Here is a 16,914-nt window from a genome sequence, read left to right as displayed (position 1 = left end):
ATGATCGGAAGCACGAAGTAACGCAAAACCCGCCGTACAAAGCGCCGCACAAGGCCGGGTTGCGGCTTCCGAATCTTTGCTTACCTTTACGGCACCAAAACTATTCTTTCGCGCCCTGTCGGCTTCGGCCGATGGGGCGTTGAATTTTACGGGGTTTGATGCGCCGCCGCACCAGGCCCCTAGGTGATACCTAGCTCTTAGCTCAGCAACACGCAAAAAGGCCCGGGCAATTGCCCGGGCCTTTCTTTATTTGGCTTGCGACCGGCGGCTTAGCGGCGGTTGCGGTCGTCGTCGCTCTCAAACCAATCGGCGATGCGCCCAAAAAAACCGCGGTGTTCGCCCCGGTCGTTGTCGCGGTCGTAGTTGTCGTGGTCGCGGTTGGTGCGGTAACGGCTGTTTTCGTCGTAGTTCGAATCGATGTAGTCGTTGCCGTAGTTGGAGCGGCCCGAGCCCATGCCGCCGGTGTTGCTGCTGCCGTAGTTGCCCATGCCGCGGTTGCTCATATTGCCGCGGTTGTAGTCGTCGGCCGAGCCATAATTCCTCCTGCCTTGGTCCATGCCGCTTTGGTTGTCATAGCCCCCCTGCTGCATGCTGCCCGAGTTGCCGTAACGGTTCTGGTTGCCGTAGCCGCCCGCGTAATTGCTGCCCGAGCCGTAGCTCTGCGACGAACCGTAGTTGGAGCGGTCATAGCCCGACGAGCTGCCGTACGACGAGGCGTTTCCGCTCCGCCGGTCGTTGTCGTAGCCGCCCATGCTGCCGCGGTTGTAATCGTCGTGGCGGTTGCTCATGCCGCGGCCGTAGTCGTCGCGGTCGTAGTTGCTCATGCTGTTGCGGCCCGAGTAGCCTTGGCTGCCTTGCATGCCGCTTTGGTTGCCGTAGCGCCCTAGGTCGCGGGGCTGGCCTTGGCCGTAGCCACCGCCACGCTGCCCCTCGTACGACGACGATGACGAGCCCGAGCTGTAGCCGTAGCGGCCGCTTACGCCGCGGGTGTTGTCGTCGTCATCCGACTGGTTGTAGCGCCCGCTGCCTTGCTGGTTCTGGCCACGCTGGTATTGGTCGTCGCCGAAGCGGCTGCGGTCCCGATTCTGGTAATCCGAGTACTGATTGCGGCCGCGGTTGTCGCGGTCTTCATCACGGTGCCGATCGTAATTAGCCATGGTGGGAATGTGTTTTGGTTGAACAATCAACATAGTACTGCGCTTGCAGCCTGCGAGTTGCGCAAGGGCTCAAATTCGCAGCGGCGTACAACCCTCCGGCCACGGTACAGCAGACCCGCCGCACAGGCAGCCCGCACCTATGATAACCGGCTTCAGCCCCGCCCCTTGCCCTAGGTGAGTCGGCCTGGTTTGGCCCCAGGCAGCTGGCACAGGCATAGTCAATGGCCGCTGCCCGGTCAGTGCGACTTCACCGGCAATTACTTGCGGAGTTTTTTTACGTTTTTTGCGACCAACGCGGCTGCCATCGGCCAATTCGCGGCTGCCTTCATCTTCGGCCACGCCGGCCCCGTATTACCACTACTCACGCTGATTTGCTGCAGCTTATGCTGAACGACGACGACCTCGACCTGCCCGTAGGACTTACCCTCGAACGTTACATTATGCAGAAGCAAGGCGAATTCCCGGCCGCCACCGGGGAGTTTTCGCAATTGCTTCGCGACCTGGCCTTGGCAGCCAAGCTGGTAAACCATGAGGTAAACCAAGCCGGCCTGCCGCAGTGGAGCATGATTGCGCGCGCCGCTCCTTTGCACGCCACGCCCGAAGCTCTACCCGAAACGGCGCACCTCCGCTTTGCCCGCGCTCTAAGCCGCGGCAGCGAGGTTTGCGCCGTGCTTTCGGAACAGCTCGGCAGCCTGCAAAGTACCGGCAACCACCTAGGCACCTACGCGGTAACCCTCGATGCCCTCGACGGCGACACGGGCGCAAGCATAGGCCTAGGTACGCTGTTCAGCATCTACCGCCGCGTGTCGGGACTGGGCACGCCGGCTACCCCTGCCGATTTCTTACAAGGCGGACACAAACTGGTTGCGGCCGGTTACGTGCTCTACGGCGCCAGCACCGTGCTGGTGTATACCACCGGGCAGGGCGTGGCGGCCTTCACCTTCCAGCCGTTGCTAGGCGAGTTTTACCTTTCGCAGCCGCAGATAACCATCCCCGCCGAAGGCCACAACTATTCCTGCAACGAAGGCCTTGCCTTGCAGTACCCCGAGCCCATTCAGGCATACCTTACCGAGTGCAAGCAGCGCAGCTTCGGCAGCCGCTACGTGGGCTCGTTGGTGGCCGACTTTCACCGCACGCTACTTACCGGCGGCGTGTACCTAAGCCCGCCTACGGAAGCGGCCCCGGACGGAACCCTCGGCGTGGTTACGCATTGCCTGCCGCTGGCTTACTTGGTGGTACAAGCCGACGGCCTAGCCTCCACGGGCAGCGAAAGCCTGCTCGATGTAATACCCACTGCCCTGGCGCAGCGCAGCCCGCTTTACATCGGCTCGCGCAACATGGTGCAGGAGCTGACCAGCAAAATTTTGCAGCCTAGTACAGCTACCAAAGCGTAGGCGCCCTAGATCCCGTCAATGCCTATCAACCAACAAGGCCACACCCGATGCCGGGTGTGGCCTTGTTGGTTGATGCGGAGTGGCTAGCTTACTCCGGAAAATCGGCCGAGTTACCGAGCTCAGCCTGGCTTTCAAGCTCCTGCAACAAGGCCATAAATTTTTCGCGGGCCCCACGCACGGCGGCTTTGCCAATGGGCAGGTGCAGCGGCGGGTTGGGCTGGCGCACCAGATCGAACATGATTTGAGCGGCCCGCTGCGGGTCGCCGGGCTGCTTGCCGCTGTAGCTCTGGATGCCCTTCAGGTTTTCGCCTACGGTGCGCTGGTAGTCGTCGATGGCGGTGATAACCACGTTGGCCGAACGGCCGGCCCAGTCGGTGCGGAAGCCGCTGGGCTCGATGTTGGTGACGTGAATGCCCAAAGGCCCAACCTGCTGCGCGAGGCTTTCGCCGATGGCTTCGAGCGCAAACTTGCTGGCGTTGTACACGCCTACGCCCGGAAACGTCTTGAGTCCGCCAATGCTGGTGATGTTGATGATGTGGCCGCTGCGGCGCTGGCGCAAGTGCGGCAACACGGCCCGCAGCACGTGCAAGGGTCCGTACACGTTCACCTCAAACTGGCGCTGCACCTCGGCAGCCGAAATTTCCTCGATGCTGCCCAACGACCCGTACCCGGCGTTGTTCACTACCACATCGAGGTGGCCGAGGGCGTCGATGGCGCCGGCTACGGCGGCTTTCACCTGCTCCTCGTGGGTTACGTCGCATACCAGGCCCACGCCGTTGTTGCCGGCTTTTTGCGTGAAGGCTTCGGCCTGCTGCGGCTGGCGGAAAGTCGCGGCTACTTTGTCGCCTCGACTCAGCAGCAGGTCGGCTAACGCGGCCCCAAATCCGGTGCTAACGCCGGTGATAAACCAATGCTTGGATGTATTTGCCATGCGGAAAGGAAGATTATTCGTTGCGGTAAGGCTTAATTAAGCGGGTAGCGCTTTCAACCCCGTAACTGCCCGCTAGGTTTTGGTAATCAAAAGTGGCCCGGCAGGCTGGTGTGCACCCTACGTCAATTGTCAATTAATGACGCCCACACAACCACTAGCGCGGAAATATAGCTGATGAGCTCGGGAGCCGTGGGTAGCTTTGCGGTTTGGCACCTAGGCGGCGCGTAACCGCTGCGGGTGCTGGCATCAGTTGGCCGATCATTCATGCCCGAGCTACTCGTCGATAACCTTCCCGTGGAGGTAGTGCGCAAAAACATCCGCACCCTGCGGCTTACTGTGTACGCCCCCGACGGCCGCGTGCGCGTGGCCGTGCCGCTGCGCACGCCCGAAGAAGACATCCGGCAACTGGTACTAGCCCGCGGCCCCTGGATTCGGAAGCATCAGGAACGCTTTCGGCAGCAAACCCGGCCGCAGCCGCTGCAGTACCAGGCCGGCGAAACGCATTACTACCTAGGGCAGCCCTACACCTTGCAGCTGCACACCACCGACGGTACTCCGCACGTTCGGCTGGAAGGTACCGCCCTGCACCTGTACGAAAAACCCGGCACCAGCCCCGCCCAGCGCAAGCAGCTGCTCACGGCGTGGTACCGCGCCCGCATCAAAGAGCAACTGCCCTTGCTACTGGCTCAGTGGCAGCCCGTGGTGGGCGTGCGCGTGCACGAATGGGGTGTGAAACAAATGAGAACCCGCTGGGGCACCTGCAACATCCGGGCAAAGCGCATTTGGCTGAACCTGGAGCTCATTAAGCACCCGCCGCACTGCCTGGCCTACGTGGTGGTGCACGAGCTGGTACACCTGCACGAGCGCCTGCACAACCAGCGCTTTTGGGGGCTAATGGACCGCTTTTTGCCCGATTGGGCCCAGTACCGCCGCGAGCTAAACCAACACTCGCTGCGGGCCGGCCACCAGCCCGATGCCTGCTAACCACCTAGGGCGCTAACCCACCAATTGCGCGTACAGCTGGTCGAGGGCGGTGGCGGCATCGGCGCACAGGCCGGGGTGCACGGGCGAGGTTTGGATAATGGTGCTGCGCGTAGCCGTTAGCCAGCGGAAGCGTTCGGCCACGCCCAATTGCCCGATGGGCCCGCCCGCCTTGCGCCCGCCGCAAATGCGCTCAAACGAGCGCAGCCGTTCGGCCACGTCGGCCAGGTCGAGCTCGGCAGCGGCAAAGGCTTGCAGGCGGGCTGCGGGCACCTCGTAGCGGCAAGCCAAAAAACCTTGGGCGCGGCAATACACAATCACGCCCACGTTCAGAAATTCTTCGCGCTCTACGCGGGGCACCACGCGCAGCACGGCGTACTCAAACAAGTGCTTGTCGGGCATTCTCGGCTTCCTGAACAAAGATTTCGGATGCGGCTACGCGGTTTTCCAGAAACCGCACGTACGCGTTGCGCTGCTCGTCGGGGCTGAGGTCGGGCTCGTTCAGCCACTCGTCGGGCACCAAGGCAACCACAGCCCGGATGCGCTCGGGGCTGAGCAGCAGTTGGCATTCGGCATTTACGGCCGCCAGCTGCGTGGCCTGCGGCAACAGCACGTGGTCTTTTACCTGGGCAAAGCTGCGGCGCGGCGCATCGGCCCAACCCGGGCCGGTGTGGTGCACATACAGGGCCGCGCCGTGGTCAATCAGCCAGAGTTCCTTGTGCCACATCAGCATGTTGGTGTTGCGCGCGGTGCGGTCGACGTTCAGCGTCAGGCAATCGAGCCACAGCACCTGCGAGGCCAGCTTGGCATCAGGTGTGTTTACCAGCGGATCGTAGGTGCTGGCGCCGGCCAAAAAGTGCAGCCCTAGGTTCAGGCCCGTGCTGAAGCGCAACAGGTCCTGAATTTCTTCGTCGGGTTCGGTGCGGCCAAATGCTTCGTGGAGGTGGCAAAATACCAGCTCGGGTACGCGCAAACCCAAGGCCCGCGCCAGTTCTCCCACGATCAGCTCGGCAACGAGGGCCTTGGTTCCTTGCCCCGCTCCCCGAAATTTCAGCACGTACATAAAGCCGTCGTCGGCCTCTACCAGCGCAGGCAGCGAACCGCCTTCGCGCAGCGGCGTGATGTAGCGTACCACCTCGACGCTCCGAAGGTGCAAGTTGGGTTGAGGCATGCCAGGCTCGGTGAAATGCAATTGACGTACAACGCGAGCAGTTAAACGCAGCTCGGCAGCGTTTGGGTGCCGGGCCCACAAACCGATGATGGCACCTAGGGCCTGCCACGCAAAAACGCCCTCGCAAATCATGGATTTACAAGGGCGTTCGACGTAGATGAGCCCCCTGCCGGGATCGAACCAGCGACCTACTGATTACAAGTCAGTTGCTCTACCAGCTGAGCTAAGGAGGCGTCAAATGTGGCGCAAACCTAATAGCTGATTGCGAAAAGACCAAACGAATACCTAGAATTTCTGCCGCCCAAACCGACTATGCTGGCTGTTACAGGGTGGTTTGGGCGAGAATCAAATACCGTTCGGCCCAGCATAATCGGCTATTTATCAGCAAGCGACCGTGCCTAAACTTAGGCAGTCCCAAGCTCAGGCAATAAGCCCCGCCCGGAGGGTATTTTTTTTGCGTCGGCATGCGTTTGCGGAAATAATCCGGCCCTCCTCGTGTAGGTTTTCACCTAAAAACTGACGGCAAGGCTGGCGGTGAGGTTGCCGTAGTAATTCCTTGCTTGCTGGTTGCGGTTTTCGAACAACGGCTGGGCGCTGCGCAGCACCCGGCCTTCGAGCCGGCACAGCACCGCGGCGTGCGGGGCATAGTCGCAGTTCAGGGAGGCTCCGGTTAGGTTTACAGTTGGCTCGCCCGGCCGGGGTGCGGCCGAGCGGATAATTACCCCGCGGGCGGCTCGGTAAAACTCAGCCCGCGCAGTAGCACTCCAGTTGCTGTGCAGCCGGTAGCGCAGAAAGGCAGCCCCGGTAAACCACGCGTCGCCGCCGCGGGTTGCCCGTTGTTGCCACCCCGCATCGAACACCGCCGCCACGGCCAGGCGCGGAGTAGCCGCATAGCTTGCGTATGCGTTGTGGAACACGCGCCGCCGACGCATCGAGTCCTGCGGCTGTTCGTTGCCGAAAAACGTGCTAGAATTGAGGGTAAGCTTGCTGTTGGGCTTCCAGAGCACCTGCGTACCTAGGGCTTTTGCCCGGTTGTTGTCGCGCAGGTTTTGCCAACCGTTCAGCACCAATGCCACTAGCGTAAGTTTTGCAGTAGGCTCGTAGCTGAAGCGCGCGCCGGCCTCGTAATAGGGCGAATTATCGGCCATCAGCGAGCGGGTGAGCGTCCAGTTGTCCTTGCTAACGGCCGATTCGAACCCGATATGCGATTGAAAAATCCCTAGGTCGAGCCAAGTTTTGGGCAACGGCCGAAAGCCAGCATATGCCTCGTACAGGTGCCGCAGGCCTTGCGGCTCGGCAGCGTAGTTGGCCTCCACATACGTGCCGGCGTGCAGCGCCACCGCCCCGCGCACGTGTGCATCGGCGTAGCGCGCCCCCAAAATGGCGTTGTTGAGCGCAAACTCGTGGTTACGGTTGTGGGCGTACACGAAAAAGGGCCTTTGCTGGCCGCGGTTAGCTATGTCGTAGCCCCAGTACGCGTCGGCGTAGCCAAACCAGGTTAGCGGGTTGGCTGGGGCACTGGCCGAATCCGGCGCAACAACTTCGGCTTGGCCTTGCGCGCAGGCCAGGCCCGGTAGCACCAGGCCCAGCAACAGCCAGGGTACGGTTTTTCTCATAGCTCACTATTTGCCTACAGGCCTCGGTTTACAAGCTGCCGGCTCCGCGGCACATCATATAGGGTTACGGCGCTTAGCCGGGCCAAAGATTGCGCATTGAGGGCATATGCGCACGGCTTTGCTGAGCGGCTATGCTGTGCTACCGACCCCGAATATGTGAGGCCGCTCACATCATCGTGCTATTGAATGGCACGGCGCACAACCAAATCTTTGCTTTCTCTACGGCACGGGTACTTCTGGGGCTTTTCGCTCGGGCCGCCGTGCCGTGGAACAGCGCATTCACCACCGACTTTTCTCACCATCTGTTTACACCGTTACTTATCAAAGCGATGAATCTACCCTTTAGCCTGGCTAGCTGCCTGGCCCTAAGCTGTACCCTGAGCGCGGCGCTTGCCCAAACATCAGCAGCTGGTTTCAAATCCGGCACCCGCGCAAGCACACCCGTGGCCCACCCGCGCATTAGCCGCACCATCGATGGCTCGGTACTCGCGGGCATGCAACGCAACACCGGCCCGCGGCCACAGACCGGGGCCCGGCTGGCTACCTTGGCGCGCCCCTTGCCCTCGTCCGGCACACTCGGCCCGGTACAGATGTGGCGCGACGCCGCAACGGGCCTGCCGGTTTTCATCAGCGCCAAGCCTAAGCCCGGCAGCGCATTGCTCCAACGCAGCACGTTGTCGGCCGAGGCTGCCGCATTCGCATTCCTAGGTGAGCTCCGCGCCGATTTGCAAGTGCAACGCCCCGAGCAGGAGTTTCGGGTAACGGCCGTAACGCACGATAATCTCGGCCAAACGCACGTGCGCCTCGAACAAACTTGGCGCGGCTTGCCTGTGCACAATGCTGAGGTGGTGGTGCACTTAGGCGCCGATGGCCAGCCTAAGCTGTTTACGGGGCGGCATTACCAAACGCCCTCCGCGCTGCCCGATGTAACGCCTGCAATAACCGGCTCCGCCGCAGCCGACAGGGCCTCCTTGGCGCTGCGCAGCAAAACCCACGTGGCACAGCTCAGTGCCGAGCAGCAGCGCCTTCTTGATTATACAGCACCTGCCACGCAGCTGGTGATTTACCACCCCGAGTCGTACACCTCGCCCGTACTGACGTGGCACGTAACCACCCGGCCTAGCTTGCTGGAGCGTTGGGAGACTTTTGTTGACGCGCGCACCGGCACGGTACTCAAGCAATACGAATCGTCGTGCACCGCAAACGGACCGCGCACGGCGCAGGCCCGTGACCTGAGCGGCACGACCCGCACCGTGAACACCTACGAGTGGAACAACCGCTTTTACCTCATCGACGGTGCGCAGCCCATGTTTAACCTAGGGCGCTCGAGCATGCCCGATGGGCCCGTAGGGGCTTTGCTTACGCTGGATGCCAACAATACCCGCAGCACCAATGCCAGCTTTTCGCATGTGGGCAGCACCAACAACACCTGGAACAACCCATCGGCCATATCGGCCCACGCCAACGCCGCGCAGGCCTACAACTACTTTCGCAGCACTTTCGGCCGCAACTCCCTCGATGGCGCCGGCGGCACCATGATCAGCATTGTGCGCCTTGCCGACGACGACGGTACTGGCCTCGACAATGCTTTCTGGAACGGCAAATTCATCGCGTACGGCGAAGGCAATGTCGGCTTCACTCCGTTGGCGGGTAGCCTCGACGTAGCCGGCCACGAAATGACGCACGGCGTGGTGGAGAAATCTGCCAACTTGGTTTACCAAGGCCAAAGCGGCGCCCTCAACGAAAGCATGGCCGATGTATTCGGCTCCATGATGGACCGCAGCGACTGGCTGATTGGCGAAGATGTGGTGCGGCGCGCTTACTTTCCGAGCGGTGCCTTGCGCTCGATGCAAGACCCGCACAACGGCGGCACCGGGCTGGCCGATGCCGGTTTTCAGCCCCGCCACATGAACGAGTTCTACAACGGCTCACAGGACAATGGTGGCGTGCACATCAACAGCGGCATTCCAAACTGGGCTTTTTACAAGGTAGCGTCGGCCCTAGGTCGCGAGCATGCCGAGCAGATCTGGTACCGGGCCCTAACCACTTACCTCACCCGCTCTTCCCAGTTCCTCGACCTTCGCGTAGGTGCTATACAGTCGGCCACGGACCTCTACGGCGCCGGCTCGGCCGATGTAACTGCCGTAACTGCCGCCTTCGATGCCGTTGGCATTGTTGGCAGCGTGGCGGCTCCGCCGCACAGCTCGTTGCCCGTCAATCCCGGCCAGGACTATATTTTGTCGTACGATACCAACCCAACTGTTACAGGCACCTTCTACCGCAGCAGCACCGCGGGCCAAGGCTTCCAACTGGTTTCGAACACCGCAGCTATATCGAAACCCAGCGTGAACGATGCCGGAACTGCCGCCGTGTTTGTTGATGCCCAGCACCGCCTGCGCGCAATCCAACTAACCGGAAGCTTCAACGAATCGGTTATTCAGAACCAACCCATTTGGCACAACGCAGCCTTATCGAAAGACGGTACCAAGCTTGCCGCCATCACCAACGCGCAGGACACATCCATTTATGTATTCAATCTGGCCTCCGGCCAATCCGTCAAATACAAGCTCTACAACCCTACCTCTGCCGGTACCCGCGGCGGCGGCGTGCTCTTCGCCGATGCACTCGAGTGGGATTATTCGGGCGAGTACTTGCTTTACGATGCATACAATGTAATTCGCAACGCCCAAGGGCAAGATATCGACTTCTGGGACATCGGTTTTCTCAAGGTATGGGACAAGAACGCTAATACTTGGGGCAACGGACAAATTCAGAAGCTGGTACAGAACCTGCCAGCCGGCGTTAGCATCGGGAACCCTGTTCTGGCCAAAAACTCGCCTAATATTATGGCCCTCGATTTTTTCGATGCCACTGCCACAGCGCCGTTCGCCGTGTTGGCCATTAACCTAGAGACCGGAGACGAAGGCACCATTTTCGAAGGCAGCAACACAGCAGGAACGCCCAACTTCAGCAAACTCGACGATAAGCTTTTGTTCACGGCTTTATCAACGTCTGGTGATACTGTGGTTGCTATGCGTGCCCTACAACCTAACAAAATCACACCTTCCGGCAACCCATCAGTTTTGATTGACGATGCTAAGTGGGGCATCTGGTATTCGCAAGGGCAACGCATTATCACCTCCACCCATCCGGACGCAGCCCCGCCAATACCGGGCTTTAGCGTGTATCCGAATCCGACTTCCGACCTCCTTCAAGTAACCACGGAAGCTGAAGCCGTGGCCACCCTTTGCGACATGCTCGGCAGACCTGTCCTAACAGTTAAGCTAAAAAGCGGCGCGCGAAATAGCCTTGATTTAAGCACAATGAAAGCCGGCACGTACTTGCTGAAAGTCACAGACAAACAACGTACATCTACTCGTACTGTCGTGAAACTATAATCACCCTACGCTAGCCACTTAATGGCAATGCCCGGCTTACCTTGGTGAGCCGGGCATTTTTGTGAACCTTGTTGTTTCACAGTTCTTATTTGTACAAACCAGTTTAATCTTATTAAGTCGAGCTTACAACTAGCGCTTTGAACTACTTACGGAACTGATAAGCAACATTGCGCTCCTTGTGATTAAGACACTATGCCAAGTAAATGCGCCGCGCCATCCGATTATTATCTATTAATGTATGTGCACAGGAGGCTTTCACCAGCAAATTCGTGACTGACAAAATTAAATCACTGTACCAAATTGCTTGATCTGTCTAGAATCAATGTCACTCGGCTTACCATAAACATACATTCTCACTGCAGAGGCACTAGCAACCACATAAAGAAGTAAGCTGGCGCTTGCTGAACAAGCATCTAAAATCCACGCGCATTCATACTACCTCTGCTGAGTCATTGGGTTTCACTTAAGCGATTAAAGGCAGCAAATGCATGGCAGGTGAGTATGTCTTGCCTTGCGTCCTAGTCTGTACTATGAATAAAAAAGTTCTAAAAAGCTTAAATTGAGTTAGAGCCTCAAGATTCCTTAAGTCAACTTAGGATTTTGAGTGAAACATAGCGCGAACAAACTAACGCAAAGCGTATGGATAGAGTGCAACACTTTGCTGACCAGTAATAAGTATACAACACCAGAGTCGCAAAAGGTCGTCCAGGTAGCGAGGCGTAAATGAAGCCAACCATTCGTTAACCTACGCGCTGACATATTATAAATGCCTACCAACGGCTAATAGTGATGAGATTTGACCCAACGTAAGCCAACTAGACATTCGGATTTCGTTACAGGCCTCGGCTCTACAACCTAACCCAGGCCTTGTTCGGGCCCGTGCGGAGCAGGATCCGCGAAGTTGGCGTTGGGCGCGTAGGGGGGCGTAAAACGCAAAAGCCCCCCCGCGGCGGACCGCGGGGGGGCGTGGGGACAAGGGTTGGCGGCGACCGACTCTCCCGCCGGCGAAGGCAGTACCATGGGCGCTCCGGGGCTTAACGGCTCTGTTCGGAATGGGAAGAGGTGAACACCCGGGCTAAAGCCACCATTGTCGTGCGCGGACACCTGCTTGCGCGCGGGCAAGCGGGGCCGTGAAGCGTTGACGCACGGCCAGCAAACGCAGGGGAAGAAGAAAAATGCAAGAGCGGGTATGCGGAAGCGTTCGGTTCATTAGTACCGCTCGGCTGCGCGTTTCCGCGTTAAGACCTGCGGCCTATCGACGTGATGATCTTTCACGGACCTTATTGAACGGAATGCTCATCTTGGGGTGAGTTTCGCACTTAGATGCTTTCAGCGCTTATCTCGACCCAGCGTAGCTACCCAGCGCTGCACCTGGCGGCACAACTGGTACACCAGCGGCTGGTCCAACCCGGTCCTCTCGTACTAAGGTCAGGTCCCCGCAACATTCCAACGCCCGCCACAGATAGGGACCGAACTGTCTCACGACGTTCTGAACCCAGCTCGCGTGCCACTTTAATCGGCGAACAGCCGAACCCTTGGGACCTTCTCCAGCCCCAGGACGTGACGAGCCGACATCGAGGTGCCAAACCTCCCCGTCGATATGAGCTCTTGGGGGAGATCAGCCTGTTATCCCCGGCGTACCTTTTATCCTTTGAGCGATGGCCCTTCCATGCGGAACCACCGGATCACTATATCCGTCTTTCGACCCTGCTCGGCGTGTCGGCCTCACAGTCAAGCCCGCTTCTGCTATTGCGCTCTGCATCCGGTTACCAAGCGGATTGAGCGGACCTTTGAAAGCCTCCGATACACTTTTGGAGGCGACCACCCCAGTCAAACTACCCACCAGGCACTGTTTCCCCTTTCTGGAGATTAGGCCCCAAGCAACGCAAGGGTGGTATTTCAACGTCGGCTCCCCGAAGGCTGGCGCCCCCGGCTCAACGCCTCCCACCTATGCTACACATGCGGTGCCCAGGGTCAATGCCAAGCTGTAGTAAAGGTGCACGGGGTCTTTCCGTCCCGTGGCGGGTACTCGGCATCTTCACCGAGACTACAATTTCACCGAGCTCACGGCTGAGACAGCGCCCAGATCGTTACACCATTCGTGCAGGTCGGAACTTACCCGACAAGGAATTTCGCTACCTTAGGACCGTTATAGTTACGGCCGCCGTTTACCGGGGCTTCGATTCAGACCGTCGCTTGCGCTAAGTCCCCCTCTTAACCTTCCGGCACCGGGCAGGTGTCAGGCCTTATACTTCCTCTTGCGAGTTCGCAAAGCCATGTGTTTTTGTTAAACAGTCGCCTGGGCCTTTTCACTGCGGCTTCTGCCATCGCTGGCAGGAAGCGTCCCTTCTCCCGAAGTTACAGGACCATTTTGCCGAGTTCCTTGGCCGTGATTCACTCGAGCGCCTCAGGATGCTCTCCTTGACTACCTGTGTCGGTTTGCGGTACGGGTCGTTCAATCGTAAACGCTTAGCGGGTTTTCTTGGGAGTCTGATTAGGGCAACTATGGCCGCGCCCCGAGGGGCTTGGCCTACTATCGCGTTTCGGCAAAACCGGCGTACTTCACTACCGGTCCTATACCTACGCGCTTCAACGGGCACTTCCGTCCGCCCGCGTGCCTTTCACTGCTCCGTCACCGCATCACTCAATTAAACGAGTGCTGGAATATCAACCAGCTGGCCATCGGTCATCGCCTGTCGGCTTAGCCTTAGGTCCCGACTAACCCTGCTCCGATTAGCGTTGAGCAGGAAACCTTAGTCTATCGGCGTGGGGGTTTCGCACCCCCATTATCGTTACTCATGCCTACATTTGCTTTTCCAGCCGCTCCACCACGCCTCCCGGTCATGGCTTCGCCGCTGCTGGAATGCTCCCCTACCGCTGCAGCAAGCTGCAACCCATCGCTTCGGTACCGGACTTGATGCCCGCGTATTATCGATGCCCTGTCGCTCGACCAGTGAGCTGTTACGCACTCTTTAAATGAATGGCTGCTTCCAAGCCAACATCCTGGCTGTCAAGGCAACTGGACCTCCTTTGTTCAACTTAGCCCGGATTTAGGGACCTTAGCGGATGGTCTGGGTTCTTTCCCTCTCGGCCTGGGACCTTAGCACCCCAGGCCTCACTGCCGCGTATATCACGGTGGCATTCGGAGTTCGTCTGGATTCGGTAGGCTGTGACACCCCCTAGTCCAATCGGTAGCTCTACCTCCACGTGACTCGACCGCGACGCTGTACCTCAATACATTTCGGGGAGTACGAGCTATTTCTCAGTTTGATTGGCCTTTCACCCCTACCCACAGGTCATCCAAATCCTTTTCAACGGAAACTGGTTCGGGCCTCCAGTTGGTGTTACCCAACCTTCACCCTGCCCATGGGTAGATCACAAAGTTTCGCGTCTGCCCCCCCTGACTCTGCGCCCTGTTCAGACTCGCTTTCGCTGCGGCTCCGCGTCTTCAGACGCTTAACCTCGCCAGGGAGGAGCAACTCGTAGGCTCATTATGCAAAAGGCACGCCGTCACTGCACCTGGCAGCTCCGACCGCTTGTAAGCGCACGGTTTCAGGTTCTTTTCACTCCCCTATCCGGGGTTCTTTTCACCTTTCCCTCACGGTACTGGTTCACTATCGGTCTCTCGGGAGTATGTAGCCTTGCCGGATGGTGCCGGCGGATTCAGACGGGGCGTCTCCGACCCCGCCCTACTCAGGATCCTACTAGAGCCTGATCAAATGTCGCGTACCGGGCTCTCACCGTCTCTGGCGCAGTTTCCCACCTGCTTCCGCTACCCGATCAAGGTCTCACGTCGTAGTCCTACAACCCCGGGCTGGCCGTAACCAACCCGGTTTGGGCTCGTCCCCGTTCGCTCGCCACTACTGGGGGAATCATATGTTATTTTCTGTTCCTGCGGGTACTTAGATGTTTCAGTTCCCCGCGTTCGCCTCCGTCCTTGCGGACCGGATACCGGTTCTTCAAACCGGTGGGTTGCCCCATTCGGAAATCTTGGGATCAGCCGGCATGTGCCCGTCCCCCAAGCTTATCGCAGCTTATCACGTCCTTCGTCGCCTCCGAGAGCCTAGGCATCCCCCGTGCGCCCTTCGTTACTTCCGTAACGGTCGACCCAGAGTAATCATGGGTCTGTCGTTTGCTCGTGCGATGCCCGTCCAACTTACTGGACAGGCCTATTTCTTCTACTATGTTTGCTAGCCGTTACGTCAAAGAACGTGTACCCGGCCGGTCGCCGGGTGCAGTCGAAAGATGAAAAGACAAAAAGGCGGGCAAGCGCGCCCGGGGCCCACGGCCCGCGGATCGGTCAAGCTCCAGAAAGGAGGTGATCCAGCCGCACCTTCCGGTACGGCTACCTTGTTACGACTTAGCCCCAGTTACCTGTTCTACCCTAACCGGCTTCTGTGACGAGCACCGGCTTCAGGTCTACCAGACTTCCATGGCTTGACGGGCGGTGTGTACAAGGCCCGGGAACGTATTCACCGCGTCGTTGCTGATACGCGATTACTAGTGATTCCAGCTTCACGCAGTCGAGTTGCAGACTGCGATCCGAACTGAGAACGGCTTTTCGAGATTGGCGCCTGCTCGCGCAGTGGCAACCCGTTGTACCGCCCATTGTAGCACGTGTGTAGCCCGAGGCGTAAGGGCCATGATGACCTGACGTCGTCCCCGCCTTCCTCGCTGCTTGCGCAGGCAGTCTGTCTAGAGTCCCCGCCTTGACGCGCTGGCAACTAAACATAGGGGTTGCGCTCGTTGCGGGACTTAACCCAACACCTCACGGCACGAGCTGACGACGGCCATGCAGCACCTTGCTTTGTGTCCCGAAGGAAAGGTCCGTCTCCGGACCGGTCACGCGCATTCTAGCCTCGGTAAGGTTCCTCGCGTATCATCGAATTAAACCACATGCTCCACCACTTGTGCGGGCCCCCGTCAATTCCTTTGAGTTTCACCGTTGCCGGCGTACTCCCCAGGTGGGATACTTAACGCTTTCGCTAAGCCGCGGACCATGTATCGCCCACAGCGAGTATCCATCGTTTACGGCGTGGACTACCAGGGTATCTAATCCTGTTTGCTCCCCACGCTTTCGTGCCTCAGCGTCAGTACCAGCCTAGTCAGCTGCCTACGCAATCGGGGTTCTGGATGGTATCTATGCATTTCACCGCTACACCATCCATTCCGCCAACCTCGCCTGGACTCAAGCCCGGCAGTATCCATGGCAGTTCCCTCGTTGAGCGAGGGGCTTTCACCACGGACTTACCGGGCCGCCTACGCACCCTTTAAACCCAATAAATCCGGACAACGCTCGCACCCTCCGTATTACCGCGGCTGCTGGCACGGAGTTAGCCGGTGCTTATTCACCCGGTACCGTCGATTCCCGCCGCAGCGGTCTTTTCTTCCCGGGCAAAAGCCGTTTACAACCCAGAAGGCCGTCATCCGGCACGCGGCATGGCTGGGTCAGCGTTTCCGCCATTGCCCAATATTCCCTACTGCTGCCTCCCGTAGGAGTCTGGCCCGTATCTCAGTGCCAGTGTGGGGGATCGGCCTCTCAGCTCCCCTAGCCATCGTCGCCTTGGTGGGCCCTTACCCCGCCAACTAGCTAATGGCACGCAGGCTCATCTACACCCGAAATTCTTTAACCACCAAGCGATGCCGCCCTATGGTCTTATGCGGTATTAATCCACCTTTCGGCGGGCTATCCCCCAGGTGTAGGCAGATTGCCTACGCGTTACGCACCCGTGCGCCACTGGGCATTGCTGCCCCGTTCGACTTGCATGTATTAGGCCTGCCGCTAGCGTTCATCCTGAGCCAGGATCAAACTCTCCATTGTAAAAATGTTGTCGCTCCGGCCGAAGCCGAAGCCGTGTCGAGTGCTGATCCGACCCGTGTGTCGAGCCGTGTCTTCCGGCTACGCTTGCTCGCGCCCTGCCCGAAAGCAGGGCGGTCTTACCTTTTTGTCTTTCCAGTCTTTCAAAGAACGAACTGCGGTTCCAGTTGAACCCGCGTCGCGGCTGCGCTAAGCAACCCGTCTGTTCTGCGTGGGCCGAGCGGCGTTTCCGTTCGGGGTGGCAAAGGTACCACGCTTTTTTTGTTTTGCAAGCCGGGCGAAGAAAATGTTTGCAACTTTTTTCTTCGGCTTGCGTTGCCGGCCGCCTCCGGTCGAAGCGGGCTGCAAAGGTACGCGGCGCGGCGCCACTTGCAAGCGTTTAAGCCAACTTTTTTTCGGCACCCGGAGCCGCCCAAGCACCCCATCCGCCGCCGCCGGCCCCCCTTCC

At 59.1% G+C, this 16,914-nt stretch carries 8 protein-coding genes, 1 tRNA gene and 3 rRNA genes; 3 read left to right on the top strand and 9 right to left on the bottom strand.

Going from position 1 to position 16,914, the window contains the following annotated elements; translation table 11 throughout:
- Nucleotides 1-269: 269 nt before the first annotated feature.
- Nucleotides 270-1,157 carry a hypothetical protein gene (locus tag D3Y59_RS04335; RefSeq protein ID WP_162910537.1) on the bottom strand — a complete coding sequence of 296 codons (888 nt, stop codon included), beginning with the start codon at nucleotides 1,155-1,157 and terminating at the stop codon, nucleotides 270-272.
- A gap of 371 nt (nucleotides 1,158-1,528) precedes the next feature.
- Here D3Y59_RS04335 and D3Y59_RS04330 point away from each other — a divergent pair, with 371 nt between their 5' ends.
- The gene (locus tag D3Y59_RS04330; protein ID WP_240410526.1) at nucleotides 1,529-2,551 is read left to right on the top strand and encodes a class 1 fructose-bisphosphatase; all 1,023 of its coding nucleotides are present in this window, start codon (nucleotides 1,529-1,531) and stop codon (nucleotides 2,549-2,551) included.
- 88 nt (nucleotides 2,552-2,639) lie between these two features.
- Here the strand turns inward: D3Y59_RS04330 and D3Y59_RS04325 are convergent, their stop codons facing one another.
- Nucleotides 2,640-3,482 carry an oxidoreductase gene (locus D3Y59_RS04325; protein WP_119443937.1) on the bottom strand — a complete coding sequence of 281 codons (843 nt, stop codon included), beginning with the start codon at nucleotides 3,480-3,482 and terminating at the stop codon, nucleotides 2,640-2,642.
- 264 nt (nucleotides 3,483-3,746) lie between these two features.
- Between D3Y59_RS04325 and D3Y59_RS04320 the strand changes: the two genes are divergently transcribed.
- Nucleotides 3,747-4,466, top strand: a complete 720-nt coding sequence (locus tag D3Y59_RS04320; protein ID WP_119443936.1) for a M48 family metallopeptidase — start codon at nucleotides 3,747-3,749, stop codon at nucleotides 4,464-4,466.
- A gap of 12 nt (nucleotides 4,467-4,478) precedes the next feature.
- Here D3Y59_RS04320 and D3Y59_RS04315 read toward each other — a convergent pair whose 3' ends face one another.
- The 4 genes from D3Y59_RS04315 to D3Y59_RS04300 all read right to left on the bottom strand — a co-directional run bounded on the left by D3Y59_RS04315 (nucleotide 4,479) and on the right by D3Y59_RS04300 (nucleotide 7,250).
- The gene (locus tag D3Y59_RS04315) at nucleotides 4,479-4,865 is read right to left on the bottom strand and encodes a DUF3037 domain-containing protein (RefSeq protein ID WP_119443935.1); all 387 of its coding nucleotides are present in this window, start codon (nucleotides 4,863-4,865) and stop codon (nucleotides 4,479-4,481) included.
- Nucleotides 4,843-5,634 carry a HipA family kinase gene (locus D3Y59_RS04310; RefSeq protein ID WP_119446316.1) on the bottom strand — a complete coding sequence of 264 codons (792 nt, stop codon included), beginning with the start codon at nucleotides 5,632-5,634 and terminating at the stop codon, nucleotides 4,843-4,845. The genes D3Y59_RS04315 and D3Y59_RS04310 overlap by 23 nt, the downstream gene beginning before the upstream one ends.
- 160 nt (nucleotides 5,635-5,794) lie before the next feature.
- Nucleotides 5,795-5,867, bottom strand: a tRNA-Thr gene (locus tag D3Y59_RS04305).
- Between the two features lie 276 nt (nucleotides 5,868-6,143).
- The gene (locus tag D3Y59_RS04300; RefSeq protein WP_119443934.1) at nucleotides 6,144-7,250 is read right to left on the bottom strand and encodes a porin; all 1,107 of its coding nucleotides are present in this window, start codon (nucleotides 7,248-7,250) and stop codon (nucleotides 6,144-6,146) included.
- 329 nt (nucleotides 7,251-7,579) lie between these two features.
- Between D3Y59_RS04300 and D3Y59_RS04295 the strand changes: the two genes are divergently transcribed.
- A complete protein-coding gene (locus tag D3Y59_RS04295; protein WP_162910536.1) occupies nucleotides 7,580-10,648 on the top strand; it encodes a M4 family metallopeptidase in 3,069 nt (1,022 codons plus the stop codon).
- A gap of 977 nt (nucleotides 10,649-11,625) precedes the next feature.
- On the opposite strand, the gene rrf is transcribed toward D3Y59_RS04295, so the two are convergent.
- From rrf to D3Y59_RS04280, 3 genes are all read right to left on the bottom strand, one after another.
- Nucleotides 11,626-11,737, bottom strand: a 5S ribosomal RNA gene (gene rrf, locus D3Y59_RS04290).
- Nucleotides 11,738-11,837: 100 nt separating this feature from the next.
- Nucleotides 11,838-14,746: ribosomal RNA gene (locus tag D3Y59_RS04285) — 23S ribosomal RNA — on the bottom strand.
- 213 nt (nucleotides 14,747-14,959) lie between these two features.
- Nucleotides 14,960-16,469, bottom strand: a 16S ribosomal RNA gene (locus D3Y59_RS04280).
- Together the 16S, 23S and 5S rRNA genes form the textbook arrangement of a ribosomal RNA operon.
- Between the last annotated feature and the right edge of the window lie 445 nt (nucleotides 16,470-16,914).

The sequence above is a fragment of the Hymenobacter oligotrophus genome (assembly GCF_003574965.1).
Lineage (GTDB): Bacteria > Bacteroidota > Bacteroidia > Cytophagales > Hymenobacteraceae > Solirubrum > Solirubrum oligotrophum.
Note: the sequence above shows the minus strand (reverse complement) of the source record. Positions and strands in the feature narration are given on the sequence as shown.